The organism is uncultured Methanobrevibacter sp. (assembly GCF_902801725.1).
Classification (GTDB): Archaea; Methanobacteriota; Methanobacteria; order Methanobacteriales; family Methanobacteriaceae; genus Methanocatella.
Genome location: NZ_CADCJB010000014.1, coordinates 1 through 24200, shown reverse-complemented (window position 1 = coordinate 24200; position 24200 = coordinate 1). Strand labels below are relative to the sequence as shown.

Annotated in this window: 24 protein-coding genes; 12 read left to right on the top strand and 12 right to left on the bottom strand. The window is 34.7% G+C overall.

The window, feature by feature from the left end:
• Window positions 1-43: 43 nt before the first annotated feature.
• From QZV68_RS04230 to QZV68_RS04220, 3 genes are read right to left on the bottom strand one after another with little or no spacing between them, the layout of a single operon-like run.
• The gene (locus tag QZV68_RS04230) at window positions 44-367 is read right to left on the bottom strand and encodes a hypothetical protein (protein WP_296878913.1); all 324 of its coding nucleotides are present in this window, start codon (window positions 365-367) and stop codon (window positions 44-46) included.
• A gap of 24 nt (window positions 368-391) precedes the next feature.
• The gene (locus QZV68_RS04225) at window positions 392-658 is read right to left on the bottom strand and encodes a hypothetical protein (protein WP_296878911.1); all 267 of its coding nucleotides are present in this window, start codon (window positions 656-658) and stop codon (window positions 392-394) included.
• 11 nt (window positions 659-669) lie between these two features.
• Window positions 670-1089, bottom strand: a complete 420-nt coding sequence (locus QZV68_RS04220) for a winged helix-turn-helix domain-containing protein (protein WP_296878909.1) — start codon at window positions 1087-1089, stop codon at window positions 670-672.
• A 604-nt stretch (window positions 1090-1693) separates the two neighbouring features.
• Between QZV68_RS04220 and QZV68_RS04215 the strand changes: the two genes are divergently transcribed.
• Window positions 1694-3154: a sodium-dependent transporter gene (locus QZV68_RS04215; RefSeq protein ID WP_296878907.1), complete on the top strand. Its 1461-nt coding sequence runs from the start codon at window positions 1694-1696 to the stop codon at window positions 3152-3154.
• A gap of 39 nt (window positions 3155-3193) precedes the next feature.
• Here QZV68_RS04215 and QZV68_RS04210 read toward each other — a convergent pair whose 3' ends face one another.
• The 3 genes from QZV68_RS04210 to pyk all read right to left on the bottom strand — a co-directional run bounded on the left by QZV68_RS04210 (window position 3194) and on the right by pyk (window position 5307).
• Window positions 3194-3475: a hypothetical protein gene (locus QZV68_RS04210; protein ID WP_296878905.1), complete on the bottom strand. Its 282-nt coding sequence runs from the start codon at window positions 3473-3475 to the stop codon at window positions 3194-3196.
• Window positions 3468-3764 (bottom strand): hypothetical protein, encoded by a 297-nt coding sequence (locus QZV68_RS04205; RefSeq protein ID WP_296878903.1) that lies wholly within the window; start codon window positions 3762-3764, stop codon window positions 3468-3470. The genes QZV68_RS04210 and QZV68_RS04205 overlap by 8 nt, the downstream gene beginning before the upstream one ends.
• Before the next feature lie 139 nt (window positions 3765-3903).
• A complete protein-coding gene (gene pyk, locus QZV68_RS04200) occupies window positions 3904-5307 on the bottom strand; it encodes a pyruvate kinase (RefSeq protein WP_296878901.1) in 1404 nt (467 codons plus the stop codon).
• Between the two features lie 275 nt (window positions 5308-5582).
• Between pyk and QZV68_RS04195 the strand changes: the two genes are divergently transcribed.
• From QZV68_RS04195 to QZV68_RS04180, 4 genes are all read left to right on the top strand, one after another.
• Window positions 5583-6899: an MATE family efflux transporter gene (locus QZV68_RS04195; protein ID WP_296878899.1), complete on the top strand. Its 1317-nt coding sequence runs from the start codon at window positions 5583-5585 to the stop codon at window positions 6897-6899.
• A gap of 50 nt (window positions 6900-6949) precedes the next feature.
• Window positions 6950-7723, top strand: a complete 774-nt coding sequence (locus QZV68_RS04190) for an ion channel (RefSeq protein WP_296878897.1) — start codon at window positions 6950-6952, stop codon at window positions 7721-7723.
• 75 nt (window positions 7724-7798) lie between these two features.
• Window positions 7799-8302 (top strand): DUF308 domain-containing protein, encoded by a 504-nt coding sequence (locus tag QZV68_RS04185; protein WP_296878895.1) that lies wholly within the window; start codon window positions 7799-7801, stop codon window positions 8300-8302.
• Between the two features lie 12 nt (window positions 8303-8314).
• Window positions 8315-9910 (top strand): AarF/ABC1/UbiB kinase family protein, encoded by a 1596-nt coding sequence (locus tag QZV68_RS04180; RefSeq protein ID WP_296878894.1) that lies wholly within the window; start codon window positions 8315-8317, stop codon window positions 9908-9910.
• A gap of 154 nt (window positions 9911-10064) precedes the next feature.
• Here QZV68_RS04180 and QZV68_RS04175 read toward each other — a convergent pair whose 3' ends face one another.
• Window positions 10065-10841, bottom strand: coding sequence for a DUF389 domain-containing protein (locus tag QZV68_RS04175; protein ID WP_296878893.1), 777 nt, complete (start codon window positions 10839-10841; stop codon window positions 10065-10067).
• A gap of 259 nt (window positions 10842-11100) precedes the next feature.
• On the opposite strand from QZV68_RS04175, the gene QZV68_RS04170 reads away from it, so the two are divergent.
• Complete coding sequence (locus tag QZV68_RS04170; protein ID WP_296878892.1) at window positions 11101-11925, top strand: potassium channel family protein; 825 nt, start codon at window positions 11101-11103, stop codon at window positions 11923-11925.
• Here the strand turns inward: QZV68_RS04170 and QZV68_RS04165 are convergent.
• A complete protein-coding gene (locus QZV68_RS04165) occupies window positions 11922-12317 on the bottom strand; it encodes a nuclear transport factor 2 family protein (RefSeq protein ID WP_296878890.1) in 396 nt (131 codons plus the stop codon). The genes QZV68_RS04170 and QZV68_RS04165 overlap by 4 nt on opposite strands.
• Before the next feature lie 65 nt (window positions 12318-12382).
• Here QZV68_RS04165 and QZV68_RS04160 point away from each other — a divergent pair, with 65 nt between their 5' ends.
• The 3 genes from QZV68_RS04160 (at window position 12383) to QZV68_RS04150 (ending at window position 16971) form a co-directional block, all read left to right on the top strand.
• Window positions 12383-13171 (top strand): NAD+ synthase, encoded by a 789-nt coding sequence (locus QZV68_RS04160; protein ID WP_296878888.1) that lies wholly within the window; start codon window positions 12383-12385, stop codon window positions 13169-13171.
• 10 nt (window positions 13172-13181) lie between these two features.
• The gene (gene leuS / locus QZV68_RS04155) at window positions 13182-16037 is read left to right on the top strand and encodes a leucine--tRNA ligase (RefSeq protein ID WP_296878886.1); all 2856 of its coding nucleotides are present in this window, start codon (window positions 13182-13184) and stop codon (window positions 16035-16037) included.
• 73 nt (window positions 16038-16110) lie between these two features.
• Entirely contained in the window at window positions 16111-16971 is an 861-nt protein-coding gene (locus tag QZV68_RS04150) for an alpha/beta hydrolase fold domain-containing protein (protein WP_296878884.1), read from the top strand.
• Window positions 16972-16982: 11 nt separating this feature from the next.
• Here QZV68_RS04150 and QZV68_RS04145 read toward each other — a convergent pair whose 3' ends face one another.
• Both QZV68_RS04145 and QZV68_RS04140 read right to left on the bottom strand, forming a co-directional pair.
• On the bottom strand, window positions 16983-17714 hold the full coding sequence (locus QZV68_RS04145; protein ID WP_296878882.1) for a tRNA (adenine-N1)-methyltransferase: 732 nt from the start codon (window positions 17712-17714) through the stop codon (window positions 16983-16985).
• A gap of 8 nt (window positions 17715-17722) precedes the next feature.
• Complete coding sequence (locus QZV68_RS04140) at window positions 17723-18682, bottom strand: zinc metalloprotease HtpX (protein WP_296878880.1); 960 nt, start codon at window positions 18680-18682, stop codon at window positions 17723-17725.
• A 146-nt stretch (window positions 18683-18828) separates the two neighbouring features.
• Here QZV68_RS04140 and QZV68_RS04135 point away from each other — a divergent pair, with 146 nt between their 5' ends.
• Together QZV68_RS04135 and QZV68_RS04130 are read left to right on the top strand one after the other, a co-directional pair.
• Window positions 18829-19776 carry a replication factor C small subunit gene (locus tag QZV68_RS04135; protein ID WP_296878878.1) on the top strand — a complete coding sequence of 316 codons (948 nt, stop codon included), beginning with the start codon at window positions 18829-18831 and terminating at the stop codon, window positions 19774-19776.
• 9 nt (window positions 19777-19785) lie between these two features.
• Window positions 19786-21306, top strand: coding sequence for a replication factor C large subunit (locus tag QZV68_RS04130; protein ID WP_363136942.1), 1521 nt, complete (start codon window positions 19786-19788; stop codon window positions 21304-21306).
• Here QZV68_RS04130 and QZV68_RS04125 read toward each other — a convergent pair.
• Together QZV68_RS04125 and QZV68_RS04120 are read right to left on the bottom strand one after the other, a co-directional pair.
• Entirely contained in the window at window positions 21292-21984 is a 693-nt protein-coding gene (locus tag QZV68_RS04125) for an ATPase (RefSeq protein ID WP_296878874.1), read from the bottom strand. The genes QZV68_RS04130 and QZV68_RS04125 overlap by 15 nt on opposite strands.
• A gap of 1 nt (window position 21985) precedes the next feature.
• Complete coding sequence (locus QZV68_RS04120; protein ID WP_296878872.1) at window positions 21986-22834, bottom strand: shikimate dehydrogenase; 849 nt, start codon at window positions 22832-22834, stop codon at window positions 21986-21988.
• Window positions 22835-22919: 85 nt separating this feature from the next.
• Here QZV68_RS04120 and hisS point away from each other — a divergent pair.
• On the top strand, window positions 22920-24200 hold a 1281-nt coding region (gene hisS, locus QZV68_RS04115; protein WP_296878870.1), incomplete at its 3' end, for a histidine--tRNA ligase.

Genomic DNA, 24200 nt, shown 5'->3' with positions numbered 1-24200 from the left:
AATCCTCATTAAAATATGAATGAATCCAATATTATAAATAAAATTAAACTTGTAGCATTAAAATCCTCAGACCTGAATATTTATCCTGTCTTTTCTGTTCAACAATCTCATCAGTTATTCTTCGACCCTGTTTTGAAACTCCAAAGTTTCCAGGCCTATACATGACAATTATTCCACTATTACACAAATTAGAAAATGCCTTTTTATAATTTTTCAAATCTTCATTGCTTAATTTCTTTTTTAGGGAATGTTCATTAACGTTTTTGTTAACTGAAATTCTCATTTTGCCTAAAATAAATAAAATATTTTTCTCAGTTTCGGACAATTCCTTGACTATCTCTTTTGGATCATCATCAATGTTTATCATAATGCCTCCAAAACAATCAAAAAATTATTCATCCCCATATTTTTCCAATTCTTTATCAAGCAAATCCCTTAATTGTTTTGCAACAACAGGAGACATTGTAAGCTCTGTTTTTGCAGTTCTAATCATGCCTACATTAGGGCCATTTAAAATGTCATTGTTTTTTTCAATTTCATCTTTAAATAAAATTAGTCTTATGTCAAAGGGTGATGAAGCGATTGCCCCACCTGTAATGTAATATTCTGTCAAATCTTCCGGAATAAATATGTTTAATTCTTTTTTATCTTCACTCATAGTAACACTCCCTAAACTGTTATGGAAAACTCTAAAGTTGGAGCTTCATCAAACATTGCTTCAATTTCATCATAATTTGAATATTTAACACCATCAGGATTAACTTCACTGCTTTCAAAAGATAACTCCTGTTTATTTGATCTTCTTAAGAATTCATTTGCTTCAATTAATCCTAATGCTAATACTCTTTCATCATTAGAGTTTAATTTAAACCTTTTAGCACCTTTTTTTTCAACTTCTAAAATACCAATTTCTTCCAATTGATTCATATGAATATAAACTGTCTTCGGTGAAACATCAGCCATTCTAGATATTTCATCAGCAGTTAAAAATGAATCAACATAGGTCAATAGCTCTTCCAATATTTTTATCCTTGCATTTTCACCAAACAATTCATTTAATAGCATATCTCTCATCTCTACATCTCTCATCTAAAAGGTAATTTATAATTTAGTATTGATTATATAAATATTTTTACTTTTACTTCTAAAAAAATTGTAATTTACTTCCAAAAATTACTTGAACATGAAATATTAGAAAAATCATTTTTAAAAACAGATTACAACTTTATGTTAATTGACTAAAAAAAGAAAAGGTTTAAATGTAGAGAATCATTTCTACTACAATCCATAATTTTTATTTAGTTTTTTTAGGTAACCCTATGAATTTCTATTTGTTCATTAATACTCAAACAAAAGTAATATTTAATAGTGATAAGGATAATACAGTATTCTATAAATTGTCCACGGAAAAGTGGTAACCTTATGAAAATCAGCACAGTAACTTTTAGTTACTAAATGTAATTTTAATTCCTTATAGTATATAAATTTAGCCATTATTGCAAGATTCCACACCATCAAATTGTCTCAAAAAATCATATCAAAAATTGTTATTATATATAAAAAAAAACAAGCAATTAATAACAATTACAAACATAATTACAAATGTAGAAAAAAAATTATCAAAAATCTAAAATACCGTTCAATATTGAATATTTTTGATTACTAATAGCAACTAACATTAACGAGGATAATAATGAACAAAAATTCCCAATGGAACTCAGTATTTACATTCATAATGGCCATGATAGGCCTAACAATAGGAATAGGAAATATCTGGCGATTCAGTTATGTACTGTATTCCAATGGTGGAGGGTCGTTTTTTATACCTTACATAATTGCAATCCTAATAATGGGAATTCCCTTTCTAATTTTAGAGTATGGGTTGGGATTTAGTTATAAGAAAAGTTTTTCTAATTTAATGCACAGCATTCGTCCTGAATTCGAAATTATAGCTTGGATTCTAGTTTTATTTGTATTCATTGTTGTGATTTACTATATGGTCATTTTAGGCTGGGACTTTGTATACCTTTTAAACAGTTTCAATTTCGGATGGGGAAATGACCCAACAGCCTTTTTTACAAATCACGTTGGAGGAAGTTCGAATTTAGCATCAGCCACCACACTGATATTTCCCACATTAATTTGTACATTACTGTTATGGGCATTCTTTTGGATTGTGTCCATTAAAGATGTGGATAAAGGAATTGGTAAAATATCCCGCATTTTAATGCCATTATTATTCATAATCATGATTGCTATTTTTGTTTATGCTTTTACATTACCGGGATTTCATCTTGGAATAACCACATTGCTTACTCCCGATTGGTCGGCACTTTTTAATATTAATGTTTGGCTTGCAGCGTTCGGGCAAACCCTATTTTCATTAAGCATTGGTCAGGCAATGGTATATACATATGCAAGTTATCTGCCAAAAAATACAAAATTAGTAGATGAAGTATTGATTGTGGTTATTACAAATTCATTATATGAGATTTTCGTAGCATTTGGAGTATTTTCAATACTCGGATATATGTCTTTAACATCTTCAGTGCCTATGAATGAATTAATTAGTGAAGGCACAGGATTAGTATTTATCGTCTTCCCTCAGATATTCAATACAATGGGTGTAATTGGACATGTCATTGCTCCTCTATTATTCATATCAATATTGTTTGCGGGATTTACATCTTCTTTAGCACTATTTGAACCTTTGCTTTCATCTTTGTGTGAAAAATTTGGATGGAACAGGAAAAAAGGAGTTACCATCCTTACAATTGTTGCATGTGTAGGCACAGTTATTTTTTCAACAGGAATCAGCAGTTATTTAGTGGAAATCGTGGACGGGTTTGTGAATAATTTCGGAATAATGATTATGATTGGCATTCAGGCAATAATCTTTGGATGGTTTTATGGGGTTGAAAAAGTTATGCCTGTGCTGAATGAATTATCAACTTTTAAAGTTGGAAAAACATGGATTTTTACAATAAAATATTTATTACCTATACTTTTGATTGTAGTTTGGGCATTTGGAGTTTTAGAATTAATTAACGATAAAAACCCCTTTAATATAACAGTTTCCATAATCATTATGATTATTGTAGTTGGACTTTCAGCAGCGCTTACCAAATTAGACCCAGTAAAAAATAGAGATTAAACTCCTTTAAAAAAAATAGTAAAAATTAAAAAAAAAAGTTTAAGGGAAAAGAGTTATTCCCATAGCTTCAATCATTGATTGGAAACCTAAAATAATAATAGCTACTCCACCGAATATTTCAATATAGTCAGCATATTTGATAGCCATTTTTGTTCCGAATGCACCAAGCAATAACCATATGATTACTGCAACTAAACTTAATCCGCCTAAAATGAATGGATCTACATGTGCAACTGCACCTTGTGATGCAAGGATTAAGTTTTCTATGTTTCCAAAAATAAGCAATCCGGTAAATGGAGCATAGTCTTTTAAATTAACCATGGTGCTCCTCCCTTTTTTTGGCTTTAATATTTTTGACAGCTTCGCGTATTGCTTGAATACCTAATATGACTATTGCAAGACCACCTATAAATGTGATATAACTTGAATATTGAATTGCAACCTCTGTAGCAACAGTTCCAATAACCAACCATATTATAACCACAAGTACACTTAATGCACCCAATACTTTAACATCTACACCTTGAACAACACCCTGTGATGCTAGAATTAGGTTTTCAATATTTCCAAATATAATTAGCCCAATAAAAGGCAAATATGCTTCTAACAAAATTATCACCATATAATTTTATAACATTATTGATATTTAAATGCTAACATTTTAATATACCAACCAAAATTAACTTTTAATTGTAAAATATAATCTAATTTTTTAAAGGATTTAAAGAACAAATCCTATTATCGTACAGTTATATTTCCATAATCCTTAAATAGTTTGTTTTTCTTGATTCTCCTATTGGAAATCCTCCAGTTATTATTATTAAATCCCCTTTTTTCAAATTAAATTCTTTTTTGGCCATTTCTCTTGCATTTTCGACCATCTTATCAGTAGCTTTATAAATGTCAGTGATTACCGGCTTAACACCAAAGTTCAAAACGACTTTCTCCGCAATATGCTTGGACGGGCAGCAAGCAAGTATTGTTGCATTAGGCCTTAGATTACTGATTTTACGTGCCGTGAACCCCGTCATTGTTGTCGTGACAATTACTTTGATATCAGTATATTCAGCAGCTTCGGTGACCAGTTTGGCTATTGTATCGCTTATGCCAATTGTTCCCTTGTATGAGACATGCTTTGAATAATCAATTGTTGACTCAACATATTCACAGATTTTGCCCATTATTTCAACAGCAGATACAGGATACTTACCAATGGTTGTTTCTCCAGACAACATTACACAGTCAGTTCCATCCAATATAGCATTAGCCACATCAGATACTTCCGCCCTTGTCGGTCTTGGACTTTCATACATGGAAGCAAGCATTTCAGTGGCAACAATGGCGAATCTACCTTTTTGTCGGCATTTTTTAATAATACTCTTTTGAAACATCGGCAGCTCTTCAATTGGAAGTTCCACACCCAAATCTCCACGAGCAACCATAATTCCATCGGATTCTTCAATTATATCATCTATATTTTCAATTCCAGTAGGACTTTCTATTTTTGAAATAATTAGGGCGTCTCCTCCCGCTTTTTCGACTATTTCCCTGGCTTCAATCACGTCTTCCCGTGTATTTACAAATGACAATGCCAGATAATCACATGAATGCTGTGCTGCAAAAGTAATGTCTTGTTTATCCATGTCACTCATGAAATTCAATTTCAAATTGACACCAGGAACATTGATAGTTTTGTGATTTTGGATTTTGCCCTCTCCTAAAGCCTTCAATAGAACATAATCATCTTCTTTGCCAATGACTTCCAATTCAAACAGAGCATTATCAATGAGTACCTTGTCCCCCACTTTTATAAAATCAATTGCATCACTGTGGTTGACTCCAAATTCATTCTCATTTCCCTGAACGCAACTTTTACTCATTTTAATGGTATCTCCCTGTTTAAGAGTCACGCCCCCATCCTTAAATTTTAAAGTTCTAAATTCCGGCCCTTTAGTATCATACATGATTGCTACAGGCAAATTAGATACTTTACGCACTTCACGAACAATATTTATTGTTTTTAATATTTCCTCTTTCGTAGCATGGCTGAGATTAATGCGCGCGCAGTTCATACCAGCATTGACCATTTTGCCCATAACTTCGACCGAATCGGATGCCGGACCTATGGTACATATGACTTTTGTTTTCTTCACACTATCATCCCAATAACTTTTTTAATTATAACACTAAAATTATACAATTTTAACCAATTATTCTAAACTAATTAATAGATTTCAAATGAGAATGATATATAATTTTTGAATATTCTGGCGAACATCGTAATTTCTGAAAACCTAATTGTTACAAATTTTTTCAAATATTATCCAGTATAAGAATTTAGTATTAATCTTAGGAATTTATTTAATTTTAGCAAATACACCAAAAAATAATGATATAAATTATATACCAAATTAAACAAAATAATTATATGGTTGATAATGTAGATTTTAATTCCGATCCCAAAAAAGTTTTTTGGCAATTTACTAGACCATTACTCATTCTCACACTTTTTGAAGCAGGATATTCATTTATTGATGTATTTTGGGTATCCCAAATGAATCCAGAATCATTTTTTGCAATAGGAGTGGCAGTGCCATTAGTTACATTGATTATAAACTTTGGAAAGGCCATCGGCGTTGGAACCAATTCCATAATGTCAAGGGAAATAGGCGATGACGATTACGTAGATTCTTATAATTCGATTTTGCATGGTATCGCAGCGGGATTAATACTCGGATTACTTATTATGCTGTCTACATTATTTTTAAAATATATTCTGATTTATATGGGCGCAACATCTTCAATGGACTTGTCGATGCAGTATTTAACTCCAATATTTTTATGTCCATTTGTTTTTATATTTTCCAATTTCTTTGCAAGCACACTTCAAGCTGAAGGAAATTCGAAAACACCCACAAAATTACTTATTTTAACAAATGTCCTAAATTTAATCTTGGATCCTATATTTATTTTTGTTTTAGGATTGGGAGTCAGCGGTGTTTCATATGCAACAATACTGTCTTCCGGAATTACTGCCGTTTATTTACTATACTGGTACATGAGCGGAAAATCAGAAGTTCCACTAAATTTCAGATACTTCAAACCAGGAATTGTTTATGACATCTTCCTCGTAGCTATTCCAAACTTTTTAATAGATAGTCTGTGGTGTATTTCCATGCTATTCTTCAATAAGATATTAATCCTACAGCTTGGTCAAATCGGTGTATTGCTTTATTCAACTGCATCAAGAATCGAATCTATACTAATATCCCCCCAAAAGGCATTTGGTAGAGGATTGATAAGTGTCTGTGGACATTTATACGGAGCCCATAGAATTGATGAATTGGAAGACCTGTATCATTATGTGCTTAAAAAGTCTATCTTAATTGCATTAATTTCAACAGTAATATTCTTCTTTATCAGAGATTATGGTTTTGCACTGTTTTCTGTTACAGGTGCATCCGAATCAGTATTCTACATTGCACTTGCAGCCATTGTGATTATTCCATTCAATGAGGTTTCAGTAATGTCTGGAAAAATGCTTGACGGAATGGGAAAAAGCTATTATGAATTATCTTTTACAATAGGCATTATTATCTATGAAATTGGAATAGTAACATTATTAGCACCAATATTTAAACATGGAGTTTGTGTTTTACTGGGAATATTGATTGGAGAAGTTACATTTGCTATTGTATATTATATCTTATTAAAACATCTCTTTAACAAAGCCAAAAAAAAATAATGCCTTTCACGCTACAGCGTCTTAATCAGAAATAACAGTAAGGTGAAACAATGAAATTAAGTTATTTTGCAAATAAAGCATTGGATGCATTGATAATAATTGATATCATATTGATTTCACTGTCAATATTTACCCCAATACCAAGCAATATCCAATTTGCCATATTAAACTTTGACCTTTTTGTTTGTATATTCCTTCTAATTGATTGGGTAAATGACCTATACAAATCACAACCAAAATCAGCTTTTTTAAAAAAACCCAGCACTTGGGCCTCACTAATTGCATCCATACCTTTTGAAGTTTTACTACCAGTAATTATTCCTGGAATTAGATTTTTGAGATATTTAAGACTTTTAAAATTGCTTAGGATTCTGCTATTGTTTGACAAGTTCTTTGACGGTCTGGAAAATTTCGTGAAAAGGAGCAATTTGCATATAATATCAATGGGAGTATTTGTGACTGTACTTATCTTTACCGCCCTACTGTATACTTTTGGCTCATCATATAATCTTTTTGATTATTTCTACTTTGTAATCGTGACCCTGGCAACAGTAGGTTACGGTGATGTCGTTCCTACAACAGTTACAGAAAAAGTAATTTCCATCTGCCTGATAATTACCGGAGTATTTGTATTTTCCCTAACCACAGCAGCAATATCGTCATTTTTAACAAATCGGCTTCTTGAAAAGGACATCAACAATATCACTTTAAAAGATATCAAATCGGATTTAGACAATATACAAAATGAAAATACCGAACTGAAAAAAGAAATCAAGGACCTAAAAACAGAAATTCAAGAATTTAAAGATTTAATTAAAAAATAAATAACAATACAAATCATCATTCCATTTTAAATTATAAATAAGATTATCAACAAAGATTTATATAGGTGAATAATCATGACCTATAAGAAAGTGTTAGGAATTTTGTTTATAATATTGGGTTTTATTTTTACAATCTATCCAATGTATAGTGCAGAAGCAGTTTCATGGATTGCCGGAATATGTCTAATTGCATTCGGATTTGCTTCTATCATTGACGGATTTTCTGTATGGAGCATGATGACACATGTTTCAGCAATTAATATATTGCTCGGAATGTTTGCAATGCTGTTAGGATTATTGTTTATTTACAAAATTGATGCACTATCTTTCCTTGTCGGATATTTATTTTACTTAATTGCATTTATATTAATATTTGTTGGTATTACAGGCATTATTTTTGGACCAGACAAAATATCAAGAGTAAAATCAGTACTAATATTAATTCTAGGTATCATAGCAGTGTTTTTAGCAACATTTTCAATTGCACAACCTTTATACACTGCAATTATCGTTGGAATATGTTTAATCATGCAAGGAATAAGCTTTTTAGCATCAGAAGTTATTGAAAATCAAAATTAATAATGTGATATAATGGATAAGGAAACTAAAGAACGTTTACGTGAAATTAGAGCAGCCCTAAAAAAATATGGCTTCGATAAAATTTTAGGTCAAACTGCAAAAAGCAAAATACGTCCAAAAGACGATGAAGATGCCCATGACCTTTTATTGGATGATGAAATTCCCGTCAAATTAAGATTGATGCTTCAGGAATTGGGAACCACCTTCATTAAGTTAGGTCAGCTATTAAGTACAAGACCTGACGTTGTAGGTGAAAAAATTGCAGACGAGCTCGCTAACCTGCAGGATGACAATCCCGCAATAACATATGAGGAAGTTAAAGCAATTGTTGAAAGAGAACTCAACGGAAATATTGATGAATTGTTCGCTGATTTCAAACATGAACATTTAGCAACAGCATCAATAGGTCAGGTACATGAAGCTGAATTAATAACTGGTGAAAGAGTAGCAGTTAAAATTCAAAAAGAAGGCATAACTGATAAAATCGATCTCGATTTAAGGATTATGAAATATGTCGCCAACCGTGCTGACAGATGGAATTCAAATCTTAGAAAATTGAACCTGCCTGGAATCATGGAAGAATTTGACCGTTCAATCCACAAGGAAATAGATTACAATAACGAATTCATGAATATGCAACGCATTGAAATGAATTTTGTTGACAATCCAAATATCCACATTCCAGCCACCTACGAAAAATACTGTACATCAAAAGTTTTAACAATGGAATTCATTGATGGTGTAAAACTGAATGATGTCTATGCAAGTACCAGCGATGAATTCGACAAAAAGTTTTTAGCAAAAAGTGTTCTGGATTCATATCTTCAACAGCTGTTCATTGACGGATTTTTCCATGGAGATCCACATCCAGGAAATATAATGATTTTAGAGGATAATGTCGTTTGTTATCTTGATTTAGGTATGATGGGATTCTTTGATGAGAAATTCAAACGTGACCTTTCCGAAGTAATGGTATTGTTTGTAGACCAGGATGTTGACGGACTGATAAATCAATTGATGTACATGGACATATTGGATTACGACATAGACACAAGCGGCTTAAGAAGGGACTTGAATGATCTGTTCGGAAGATATTTCGGAGTGACACTCAATCGTTTCGATGGAGTTTTAGAAGCACTTCTAAACCTTATGCAGGAATATGGAGTCATACTTCCAAATGAAGTCGTTACAATGGCGAGAGGTCTCTCAATGATTGAAGCTATTGCACACAATCTTGACCCTGAAATCGATGTTTTCTCATCAGTCAAACCTGTTGCCCAGCAAATAGCCAAAAAAAGAGTTAGTCCTAAAGAGTTCTTAAGAGGCAAGAAAAGCAATCTTATTCTATATGAACATATGCTTCAAGCCTTGCCGAAACTTCTAACAAGAACAATTCATAAAATCGATAATGAAGAACTTCAATTCAGATTCGAAGTTGACATTACCGACAAAGTTTCAATTATCGCATTGATATCCGCACTTATTATCGGATCTTCAGTCGTTTCATTTGGACCTATGGTATTTGACATGCCTTTAATTTCTTTAATAGGCTATTTAATAGCCTTAATACTAAGTATTATAGGCATCAAGAAATATGTTTTAAAATAGGGCTGAAATTATGAGGAAAATAATTTTCCTCAACTATTATTTTTTTAAATCCTCGTAGTAACACCAATAGCATTAATAAAGCAACAAATCTACACAAAAAAAAGAATAAAATCAAGGAAGCGTTGCAGACCCCCTTCTATTTTTTTGACACCAATTAAATTACCATATAATAAACTGCAACTATACTTGGAATCATAATGATGATTGTATTTCTAAACATTCTCCAACGGCGTCTTTTCCATTCTTTTTCAGTCAATTCCCTGGTTTTAGGGATTTTCAAAATACTCAAAATCATGCTTCCAGACAGGAAAATGAAATATGAGTTTAGAATAAACAGATACGCTGCCCCAATGAGCATATCCAATCTGCCGTTTGCAATTGCATATCCACAGGTACATAGCGGTGGCATCAGTGCAGTTGCAATTGCAACACCAGGAATAACAGTGCTTGTTTTATCCTGCCTTGTTTGTCCGATAATTCCTGCAAGCCCTCCAAAAAAGGCGATAAGTACATCATAAAATGTTGGAGATGTTCTTGCAAGCAATTCTACTGTTGGCTCTTTAACTGGAGATAAAAGAAAATAAATTGCCGCAGCAGTGACACTGATTGCAATCTGCACACCAAAACCCAACAAATGCTTTTTAAGCAAAGGATAATCAGTGGCTACGCTTGCATATGCAGAAGCAAGAATACTTCCCATAATTGGTGAAATCAGCATTGCACCGATAATCACTGCAGTTGAACTCATATTAAGTCCGACAGAAGCAATTATCATCGCACATACAAGTACGCACATATTTGTTCCGGTTACCTTTCCACCATCAAGAAGACGGCTACGGATCTCTTCATTTGACGCCGAATCCTCCGATAATGAAAACATTCTTCTTAATCTTTCTTTCATTGATTCATCTTGATTGTTATTCAAATCCATATTGTCATTTCCTTATCTCTCTTGAAAACCCAACCTTGAAGACATGAGTATTCATTAATGCAAAAAATAGCATACGATTAGTTTTTAATCCTCAATCTACAATATTCAACAGTTTACAGTTTAAAAATTGTTTTTAATTAAATTGATATTAATCATTGTCATTAATTGTTTTATTTATTTTACAATTTAAATATATCATGAAATGACAGACTCTGCCAAAATATATTAACAAAAAATTTGAAAAATAATAACAAAAAATATGGAAAATAATATGGACATTCAAGACATTACCCAAAATGAAAAATTAGTGGAATTTAAAAATCTGCTTTTAATATTGCTAATCGTAATAGATTTAATTTTCATTGTAGCGATTAGTATTTTTAACTTGCCGGCTAATGATATAGCATTCATGGCATACTTTGATTTGTTCGTTTGTATCCTGCTTGGAATTAATCTGCTTTTTGAATATAAAGACAGGGATTGCAGCAAATCAGAATTTTTAAAAGAGCATATAATAGATATTATCTCAATTATTCCATTCAATTTCATATTCCTGAGATATCTGACATTATTCAGAGCATTTAGAATAATACAATTCTTCCAGGTAATCAGGGTAGTAAATATAAAAAAGACCAATGTCTATTCATTCAACTATTTCGTGGAAAATCAATTGCTTAGAACATTAACAGTCATATTAGTAGTCTATATGGTAATATCTTCAATCATCCTAGTTATTCTGGACGAATCCTTTAAGTCCGTCTTTGATTCATTCTGGTATAATCTGGTAACAATTACCGGCGTAGGATATGGGGATTTTACACCCCAAACAAGCGCAGGAAGAGTAATCGGAATGCTCACAATCGTAATTGGAGTTTTGTTCATCAGCGTTTTTACAGCGGCAATGTCTGCATTATACATGCGCCAACCAGAAGAAGAAACCAGAAGTACCTTGCGTAAACATATAGAAATGGTTAAAGATGAAAACAAAGATTTAAAAGATGAAATTAAGCAACTCAAAGAAAATACTGAAGCCATGAATAAAAAAATTGATGATTTGACCGAAATTTTAAGCAAAAAAGATTAGTTTTCCCATTTGCAGATATTCCATTTTCCGTCGATTTTTTCAAAACCGACAACTGAATTGGATATGACTCTGAGTTCCTTCCCATTAATTTCAACAGACATCCTTATATTGGCTATCAAGGAAGCGGAATTATCTCCGTCAAACAATACAGTAGGATTAAGTATATCGAAATTTGAATATGTTAATGTGTCATCTCTTATCTGAGATATGAATTCACTTTTAGACTGATATTTTCCAATCACATTAATGAAATCATCCACATCCAAAATCATCCCATCCAATTTGTCCAAATCCCCCTCAATCAATGCCTGCTGAAGCTCCATAAGCCTGTCAACTATTTTCTGGTCAGCTTCGGAAAATGATTTTTCACACATAAGATTTACATTTGACATACAATATTATATAAATTAATAACTACATATTAATTACTGTATAAACGATAAAGATTGGTGAAATTTTGAGCGAAATTCCAAAAATAGATTTAGAAAAAACAAAGTCCGACATTGTTGAATTCATAAAATCTAAAGTCAGTGAGGCAAACAGCGATGGAATAGCTATCGGCCTTAGTGGAGGAATTGACTCCACCCTAGTAGCATACCTTGCATGTGAAGCTGTTGGACCTGACAGAGTCTTTGGAATCGTTATGCCATCCAGCACAACACCGACCGAAGATAAAATTCATGGAATCCAAATAGCACAGCATTTAGGAATTGATTATAAAGAAATAGCTATTGACAGCATATTAAATGAATTTTTATCCGTTACACAACTTGACAATGACAATTTGGCTATCGGAAACCTGAAAGCCAGAATTAGAATGTCAACCCTTTATTATTATGCAAATTTCAAGAATTACCTCGTTATTGGAACAGGTAATAAAAGTGAGATTCTAATTGGTTATTTTACAAAACATGGAGATGGCGCATGTGATATGGAACCAATTGGAGATTTATACAAAAGCGAAGTTTTTAAATTAAGTGAAAGTCTGAATATTTCCGAAGAAATACTCAATAAACCTCCTCGCGCAGGCTTATGGGAAAATCAAACTGACGAGGATGAAATCGGAATGAGCTATGCTTTGCTTGATGAAATTCTATATCTTTATACTGAAAAAGACATGAAGAATACTGAAATAGCTCAAAAATTAGATATTTCAATTGATGATGTTGATATGATTATTGCAAAAGTCATTAGGAGCGAACACAAAAGTAAAGTTCCTGAAAGTCCTGAAAAAACAATATTATAATGGTGATTTAGTGAGCGAAAATATCGAGAAAAAATGGCAGAAAAAATGGGCAGATGCAAAATTATTTGAATCAAACCCGGACGAGAGAGAAAAACTATTTCTTACAGTAGCTTTCCCATACCCTAGTGGAGCAATGCATATAGGTCATGGTCGTACATACACAGTACCTGATGTATATGCCAGATTTAAAAGAATGGAAGGTTACAATGTATTATTCCCAATGGCATGGCACGTAACTGGTGCTCCTGTTATTGGTATCGCCGATAGGATTAAAAGAAAAGATCCCTGGACTCTTGATTTGTATGAAAGAGTTCATGGAGTTCCAAAAGAAACTTTACCAAAACTGGAAGACCCTGAATTCATTGTAAAATACTTTTCTACTGAATACCATGAAGTAATGGAAGAAATGGGATATTCAATCGATTGGAGAAGGGAATTCAGAACAATCGACCCGACCTATAAAAAATTCATCGAATGGCAGATTACAACTTTGCATGAAAAAGGATTAGTTGAAAGGGGAGAACACCCAGTAAAATACTGTCCAAACTGTGACAACCCTGTAGGAGACCATGATTTACTTGAAGGTGAAGGAGTAGGCGTCAATGAATTAACTCTCTTGAAATTCCCAATTGGAGATAAAATTTTGGTTACCGCAACACTCAGACCCGAAACAATCGTCGGAGCAACCAACATCTGGCTAAACCCTGATGTCGAATATGTTCTTGTTGATGCAGAAGGCGAAAACTGGGTAATTACAAAAGAAGCTCACTACAATTTGCAACACCAAATCAAAGATTTGAAAATTATTTCCGAAATTGATCCCAACGAATTGATTGGTAAAATGGCAACCAATCCATTTACCGGTGATGAATTGCCAATTTTCCCTGCAAGCTTTGTAAGTGCATCCTACGGAAGTGGAGTCGTATTTTCAGAACCTGCTGATGCACCGGCAGACTACATTGCCCTAAAAGACTTAAAAAACAATGCTGAATTGATAGGAAAATATAATTTAGAGGGAATTATAGAAAATGTCGAACCTATTCCTGTATGTACCCTTAAAGGCTATGGCGAAATTCCTGCTGCTGACATCATTGAACGCTTAGGAATCACCGACCAGAACGATGAAAAACTCCACGAAGCAACCAATGAACTCTACAAACAGCAGCACAGTAAAGGTACAATCATCGAATCCATACCTGATTTTGGAGGAATGAAAGTCAGATTTGCCCGTGAAGAGTTAAAAGAAAAATTAATTTCTGAAAACATGGCCACAATCATGTACGATTTCGCTGAAAGGCCAATAGTGTGCAGATGCGGAAACAACTGTGTTGTCAAGATTATGGATGACCAATGGTTCATGAAATACGGTAATGAGGAATGGACTGAGAAAACTTTGGAAGTTCTTGAAGGCGAAACAGTCATTCCAAAAGAAATTAAAAATAACTTCGAGTATTACATCAACTGGTTAGATGACTGGGCATGTTCCAGAAAAGTTGGACTTGGAACCAGACTCCCTTGGGACGACCAATGGCTTATTGAACCTTTAACAGATTCTACAATCTACATGTCTTACTATTCAATAGCCAAATACCTAAGAGATATGAATCCGGATGATTTGAATCTTGCATTCTTTGACAAGGTGCTTTTGAATAAGGATTCCGGGGACATTACCGTGCCTGCCGAAAAGGTCAAGGAAATTCAGGACGAATTTAACTACTGGTATCCTCTTGACTGGAGATTATCCGCTAAAGACCTTGTTGGAAACCACTTAAGTTTTTTAATGTTTGCCCACAGTGCAATCTATCCAAAGGAAAAATGGCCTAAAGGAACCGTTGTATTCGGTATGGGTCTTTTGGAAGGAAATAAAATGTCATCTTCAAAAGGTAATGTTATCCTTTTAAAAGATGCAATTCGTGATTATACCGCTGACGTAGTGAGATTATTCCTGATGGCTTCTGCAGAACCATGGCAAGATTTCGATTGGAGAGAAAAAGAAGTTTTAGGAACCAAAAGAAGACTTGAATGGTTTAGAGAATTTGCAGCAAAAATTGAAGAGATAAAAGGTTCCCCATTGGACTTGAGCAATATTGAAAAAGTCGAACTTACAAGAACAATCGATATATGGATGCTAAGCCAATTGAACCAACATGTTAAAAACGCTACTGAAGCTTTAGAAGTATTCCAAACCAGACAAGCTTTACAGGACTCATTATTCTTACTTAAAAAAGATGTAGACCACTATCTATACAGAATTAAACATTTAATTGACTCACAGGACCCTGCAATTATTTATGTTTTATCAACAGTGCTTGAAAACTGGATAAGACTCCTTGCACCGTTCACCCCTCATACTTCAGAGGAATTATGGTCCGCTTATGGTGGAGAAGGATTTGTAAGTGAAGCAAGCTGGCCTGAATATGACGAATCATTAGTAAATCCAGAAATTGAAAAATCAGAAGAGCTAGTTGAAAACATCATCAAGGACATTGCACACATCAAGCAAATGGTCGGAGATGAAGTTGAAAAGATCCATATCTATCTTGCTCCTGACTGGAAATGGGATTTATACAAAATAGCAGATGAAGTCGGAAAGCCTGACATCGGTCAAATTATGGGAAGAGCCATTGGAGCCAACATTTACGATGACAAAAAGGAAATAGCTATGGTGGCTAAAAAAATCGGTAAAGAAATAACCAAAACAAGATACATCGGAAAAATCAATGAGGAGGAAATTCTCAGCGATGCGCTTGACTACATTAAGGAAGAATGTGGAAATGAAGTTATTGTTCACACCGATGACTCATATGATCCGCAAAATAAGGCAAAAAATGCAATGCCTTACAAACCTGCAATATTTATGGAATAATTTTCATTATTCCTATTTAATTCTTTTTTTACAAACATCTTATTGACAGCAGCACTTTATTTGGAGAATACGGATGAGCCAAAAATCATTAATTTCAAAATTTGCCGAAACCATCTTAAATATGACAAAACCTGATTATATGGACAATCAGGAGATGATAAATAAGTTTTTAGCGGAAAAATCAAAAATTAATGAGAAACCCGTAAAAAGCATTTTCAAAAGCACAGACTTTGACGGCATGAAAGTCTTTACTTTTGGAGATGAAAATTCCAAAAATATAATCGTATACGTACATGGCGGCGCATATGTAAATGAAATAAATTGGCAGCATTACTTATTCTGCTATTTACTATCAAGGAAATTGAATGCATATGTACTTGCACCCGTTTACCCACTCGCTCCTTTGCATAAATCAATGGAAACTTTTGAGAGGATTACCGAATTTTACAAAAAACTGATTCAAACACATCAAAACATCACATTGATGGGCGACTCGGCAGGAGGAGGATTTGTTTTATCATTCTGCCAATACTTAAAATCAATTGATTTGCCGCAGCCATCCAATATCATCGTATTTTCACCATGGGTAGACATTTCAATGAGCAACCCCCCATATGACAGTGAAAATGATCCGATTTTAGGAGAAATTGGTCTTAGGGAAATCGGAAAATCCTGGGCGGGAGATTTGGATACTACGGATTATAGGGTCAGTCCTATTTTTGGAGACAACACTAATCTACCAAAAACGCTAATCTTTGCAGGAGACAACGAAATATTTTACAAAGACATAAAAAAATACTATGAAGACCTTAAAAGCAAAGGTGTAGAAGCAAGATTAATCACAGGTCCTGGACTGTTTCACATTTACCCTCTGTTCCCAATTCCGGAAGCTTCACAGGCTTTTAAAGAAATAAAAAAAGAGATGAGTGGATAAGTTAAAAGAAATTATAATTTTCTTGCAAACATCAGATATCCACTATGGCCAACCATACGTGTTTTAGGCCTAACGCCTTGAGTTCGAACTTCCAATCCACGTTCCAAAAGTTCAATTATCTCAATATCATAAAAACCTAATTTTTTGGCTATACGATATGAAATTTCAGCTTGGTCAATATATGGGGCGTAAACAGCAAGCCATCCGCCAACATTTAAAGAATCCATTACTTCTTCAAATATTTCAAACGGCTTAGGCAAATCTAGGAAAATCAAATCAAGGTTATCCTCATCGATTCCATCCTTAATATTCTGATTCTTGACTTCAATGTTTTCAATTCCAAAGTTTTCAATATTTTTGCGGGCGACTTCAGCAAAGTCCTCACGTATTTCATAAGTAAAGACCCTACCATCAGGTCCGACGACATTTCCAAAATTAAGTGCAATGGCTCCGGCACCAGTTCCGGCATCGACAACCCTTGAACCTGCACCCAAACCCGTATGAGCCAATACCTGGCCGATATCCTTTTGAATCAGAATTGAACATCTTCGATCCATCAGGTCAATGAAATCATTGATATTAGGTTTTACGATTTTAAATGTGTGGTCAAGATGGCTTTTCACCTCGTCACCAATTTCAGCATCATCCAAAACTTCCGCCTTGACTATTCCCAAATCGCTTTGAAATTCCTGACCAGGCTTCAAGATATACTTTTTGCCACGTTCATCCAAAATCATTTTCATAATTACACCTAAACTTCCATTTCTGCCAATCTTTTTACTCTTTTTAAGGAATCAGGGTGAGTGGACAGCAATTCCATAATTCCATTTGTTTTTGAAATTTTAATTTCGGAATTTGCAAGTTTTCTCAATTCCTCATCAGATATTCTTCCGTCACCGTCAAAGTCGATTTGCTGGAAGTCGTTGATATCATGCTGTGCATTATTAACATCATTCACAAAGAATGCCCTGTTGGTATTGACTTCATCGATTGTTTCTTTGCTGCATCTTGAAGCGCCATATGATAGCTTATAAAGGGCTGAAACCAAAGCTGCCGGACGGTTACCGAATTCCACACTCGCTGCATCAGCATAGTATTCACGGGTTCTTGAAATGAACAGTACCAATAGCTGACCCAATAGATAAAATAGATAACCCAATATTCCTATTATGATTCCCGCACCGTTGTCATTATCTCCTGAAAACATGAAGGACAGTGCAAGATAATAACAAATCATTGGAATTACACTTACTGCTGCTGTTACAGCCATGTCATTATGTTTAATATGGCCCATTTCATGACCTAATACTGCCTTTAACTCATCACGGTCAAGCAAACCCAAAATTGGACGGGTAATTGCAATATGTCCGCTTCTGCTTGTTCTTCCATAAGCAAATGCATTAGGAATGTTGATTTCAGACAATCCTATTTCAGGTTTTGGAACTCCTGCCGCATCAGCCAATTCCTGAACCATCTGATGGATATGAGGAGCTTCAGTCTCAGACAAAGGTCTTACATTCATTGAACGTTTGACAATGCTTGGACCGAACCAATACTGTAAAAATACGATAGCTAAGCTCACACCTGCGTATAATTTCCAACTGCTTATTCCCAAATAATGTCCTACAAGAAAAATAAGGAAATAAACAATTGTAAACATGAGTACAGATGTCAGAATCATTCTTAATCTAAGTTTCCATGTTCCTCTCATTTTTTACACCTTGATTTTTTTAGAGATTACTTTCCATACACTCTCTCAATTGAATTATATATAACATTTTCAAATATAAAAACATTAACAAAAAGTTAATTATTAACAAAAAACATATCATTTTACAGTATGAAAATGGTGATTTAATGACTGGACCATGGGTAGAAAAATATAGACCGCAAACATTAGAAGACATTGTAGGACAAAAACAGATAATTTCAAGGCTTGAAAAATATGTAGGCGAAGGAAGCATGCCTAACCTGATGTTTACAGGCCCTGCCGGTGTTGGTAAAACCACAACAGCATTGGCACTTGTAAAATCAATCCTTGGCGAATACTGGAGGCAAAATTTCCTTGAGTTGAACGCATCCGATGCAAGGGGAATTGAAACCGTAAGGAACAACATCAAAAACTTCTGCAGACTAAAACCTGTTGGCGCCCCATTCAGAATAATCTTTTTGGATGAAGTGGACAACATGACAAAAGATGCTCAACATGCCTTAAGACGTGAAATGGAGATGTATACAAAAACTGCATCATTTATTCTTTCATGTAACTATTCTTCTAAAATTATTGATCCTATCCAGTCAAGATGTGCCATATTCAGATTTGCACCAATAAAAGGTGAAGAAATTGCTGAAAGACTAAGATTCATCTGTGAAAATGAAGGCTTTGAAGCTGATGACAAAGGTCTTGAAACAATAGTCTACTTTGCGGAAGGGGACATGCGTAAGGCAGTCAATGTCCTGCAGGCAGCTGCAAGCGAAGGAGAAGCAATAACTGAAGAATCAGTATACGAAGTTGTTTCAAAAGCAAAACCTCAAGACATCGGCAACATGATTAACAAAGCACTGATGGGCGATTTCTTAGGTGCAAGGAATATTCTAAGAGAAACCATGGTTCTGCAGGGAACAAGCGGAGAGGACATGGTCAGCCAAATTTATTCAGAGGTTTCCAAAAGAGTATCTGAAGGAAAAATGGAACCTGATTTTTATATTGATTTGATTGAAGCAATAGCAGATTGCGATTTTAGAATAAGGGAAGGAGCAAATCCAAGAATTCAACTTGAAGCTTTATTAACCAAATTTATCTAAGGTATGGAAATGTTATGGACAGACAAATACCGGCCACAAACCTTAGATGAAGTGGTTGGTAACAATAAAGAGAAGAAAATAATCATAGATTGGGTTGACAATTGGAAAAAGGGCAATCCGCAAACTCCACTGCTTTTGGTCGGACCTCCAGGAATCGGGAAAACAACCCTTGCATTAGTTATTGCAAAGGAATTCTCAGAACATATTGAGCTTAATGCAAGTGACAAGCGTTCACAGGATGTGATAAAAAGCACAATCGGAGAATCATCCTCTTCAAGGTCACTTTTCGGTGACGAATACAAGCTTATCATAATGGATGAGGTAGACGGAATTCACGGAACCAATGACCGTGGAGGCGTAAAGGCCATTGGAGACATAATCAAAAATTCCAAACATCCTATGATATTGATAGCCAATGATTTTTATTCAAAACGTCTTCAGTCCATTAAGCCTAAATGTACAGTTATTAAAATGCCTAAAGTCAGAAGCCCAAGCATTAGAAAAGCCCTTAAGGAAATAGCTCAAAAAGAAGAAGTCAAGGCCAATCCGAAAGCTCTGGATTTAATTGCAAAAAAATCAAATGGAGACATGCGTTCTGCAATAAATACACTGCAGTCACTATCCGATAAGGAAACAGTGCTTGAGCCGAAGGATGTTGAAGACCTGAGAACAAAGGATGACAGGTCAGATATTTTCAATGCAATAACCGGTGTTTTGAAAAGCAAAAATCCTCAGCATGTAAGAGAGGCTTTAAGAGTTGATGAAGACCCTACACTTGTTATGGAATACATTGCAGAAAACATTCCAAGGGAATACTCAAACAAAAACGAAATCAAAAAGGCTTATGAAAATATTGCTAAAGCTGATTTATACTTTGGAAGAGCTCAAAACAGCAGAAATTACGGATATTGGAAATATGCAAGTGACTTCATGGGAATTGGAGTGAGCAGTTCCAAAAAGGAAACCTATAAAAAATTCACAAAAATACAGACCCCAACAATATTCACTCTGATGGGCCGAAATAGAGGAAAAAGAAATTTAAGGGATGACCTAGCTCAAAAGATGTCAGAAAAGATGCATATTTCACATTCCATTGCTATTTCAATGTTTCCTTACCTTGAAATAATGTTTGAAAATGATGAGCTCGCATGGGAAATTTCCGACTTTCTGGAGTTGGAGGAAAACGAAATAAAGCGATTCAGGAAAAAGAAGATACCTAAAAAAGTTATCAAAAAGATGGAAGAGAAAAAGGCTCAAATGAGGGTTGAAGAACGTGACAAAAGATTTGAAGAGCTTCAAAATCAGATGATGAATGCACCTGAAGAAATTCCTGAAGCTGAAGAAGAGATAATCGAAGATTCCCTCCCATTGGAAGTTCCAGAACCGGAAGAGGAAATTGTTGAAGAACCTCCTAAAGAAGAAGTTCCAGAACCAGAAGAAAAAATTCCAGAAAAAGAAGAAAACAAAAAGGATTCTGAAGAGGAACCTAAAAAGAAAACTGATAAACAGGTATCCCTATTCAGCTTTTGAATTAATTTTATCTGCAATATACTCGCTAGCACTAACGACATTCTCCTTATACTGTGGAGCCACATCATCCAGAAACCTGGAAAAGGAAATGGCAAGGTCATTACTGTTAGCCCTTTCTATATTGCTTCGGCCATCCATTTGAAGAAATGTATTGATCCATTCCAGAGGCACATTGATTAGAGGATAAATTTCATTGGAATCGCCTCTAAACTCTATTCCGTCACCTGCAAAAATACTTGAAAAGATATTGTTGACTTCATCATCCAAAACAGTAGGATTGACAATCAAATCATAATCGCCGTCATAAACCAGCTCAACACCATATTTACGAGTATAAGGCTCAAGCAACACTTCACAAATGAAATTGTCTTCAGCCATCAGTATCCTTGAATTTGGCTTTATGTCCAATGTCAACTTTTTAGCCGATTTGGCGCAGATTTTTTGAAAAAGGCTGTTTCTTACAATTTCTATTTCAGGATACTGCCTGTTGAATGTTGCTTCCCGAGTCCTTGAGAACTTTGAAAATCGCAGGTTGTTGATATAGATTTTTTCAGGAGTGTATGAAATGAAACGGGTGTCCACACCGATAATCTTGAGAAATTTTAAAACATCCCGTTTGGAATTGGAAAACTTCTCCTCCTCAGCCGCAAGCCCTGAAATGTCAAACATAAAATCCATATTATCTTCCTAAAAATTGATTGAGCGCATGTTCCATTACATCAATTGGAGCATCTCTTCCTGTCCAAATCCTAAAGCTTTCAGCGCCCTGATACAGCAGCATTTTAATTCCATAAACAGGCTTTGCTCCTGCTTTAACAGCTTCCTTTAGAAGTACTGTTTCATTTGGATTGTATACAGCATCAAATACAACCAGATCATCATGCATCTCTTCTGCTCTGACAATCGGTTCATCGTCAACGTGGGGATGCATGCCTAACGGAGTGGTGTCAATTAGGATATCGGCATCATTTACATAATCTGCAATCTTTCCAATGGAATCTGAATTAACTGAATCTATCAGATTTGAATTGGAAACATCGCTTGCCAGGCTTTGAGCTTTTGATTCATTTCTGTTTAAAATTGTAATTGCTTCAGCGCCGTATTTAGCTATGTAAAATGAAATCGCCCTTGACGCTCCGCCTGCACCGGCAATGACCACATTCTTATTTTTAATAGAAGAAACCTCTTCAATTGCCCTTACCGCACCTATCCCATCAGTGTTATAACCCTTCAAACTTTTAAAGTCAATTGTATTGACGGCACCTATCAGTTCCGCCACCTCATCCAGTTCGTCCAGATATTCCATTACATTAACCTTATGGGGAATGGTAACATTAAATCCTCTGACATTTAAGGATTGGGCTCCTTCAATCGCTGTTTTCAAATCATTCGGATTGACATCGAAAGCGACATATGCATAATCCAGACCCAATTCATCAAAAGCCGCATTATGCATTGGCGGTGAAAAACTATGTTCCACAGGGTGACCAATCAAACCTACAACATTTGTACTGCCTTTAATTTTCATATATTATTTAATTGACTAACAAAGATTATATAACTTTGTACATACATAGTTAAATTATAATATATTATTTACAAGGAGAGTAAAAATGGAATTTACAAGACCAAGAGGTACAAGAGACTTTTTATTTGAAGAAATGCGTGAAAGAAAACAGGCAGAAAGTACCTTACGAAAAGTATTTGAAAGTTACGGTTATCAAGAAATCAAAACCCCATTATTTGAAGAATTAAGCTTATTTACAACAAAATCTGGAGAGGAAATTGTCAATCAATTATACAACTTTAAGGATAAGTCCGACAGAGAATTGACATTAAGGCCAGAAATCACCGCTCCAGTTGCAAGATTATACTTGAATGAACTTGAAAAAACAGCCGTAAAACCTATCAAACTTTATTACTACGGAAGCTGTTTCAGATATGAAAGACCTCAGAAAGGCAGATTCAGACAATTCTGGCAGTTCGGATGTGAACTGATCGGTGCCAAAACCCCTCAGGGAGAGGCTGAAGTCATTGCACTGTGCTCAGATGCAATCAAATCACTGGGAATCACCACCGCAGACGTCAACATAAACCACCTCGGCATAATAAGAGGACTGTTCAGGCACTTCGAAATTTCAACCGAAACCCAAAGGGAAATTATGGTCGTCATCGACAAGGGAGACAAAGACCTTCTAATCGAATCATTGGGCGGAGACGAGCCGGTAATCGACAATGACGAATTAAATCAAATCCTCTTAAAATTGATTGACCTTGTTGGAGACAAATCAATAATTGGTGAAGTTGAAGAATTGATTGAACCTTACGACGAACCAAAAGAAGCATTGAAAGAACTTAAAGAATTAATCTCACTCCTTGAAGCATTCCAGGTTGAAAACTATACTCTAAATCTTGGAGTTGCAAGAGGCCTTGACTACTATACCGGAATAGTATTCGAAATCTATGTTCCTGAGCTCGGTGCCCAAAAGCAAATCTGTGGAGGAGGATCATACAGCCTCGTGAAACTCTTTGGAGGTCAGGAAGTGGAATCAACAGGATTCGCATTAGGTTTCGACAGACTGATGAACGCAATTGAAGAGCTTACCGACAAGGAAGAATTGCCTTCACATCTAGACGTTTATGTGGCTCCAATTTCAGCAGACGTAAGAGTAAAGGCATATGAAATTACACAAACACTAAGGCAAAACGGATTCAAAGCGGATGTTGATTTAAACGGCAAAAAATTCAAGAAGCTCATGAACTATGCAGACAAGATTAAAGTTGAAAAAATTATTATCATAGGTGCCAACGACCTTGCAGAGGGCAAAGTGACCGTCAAAAATATGATAAGCGGAGAACAGGAATTAGTTGACATCGATAATATTGCAGATTAC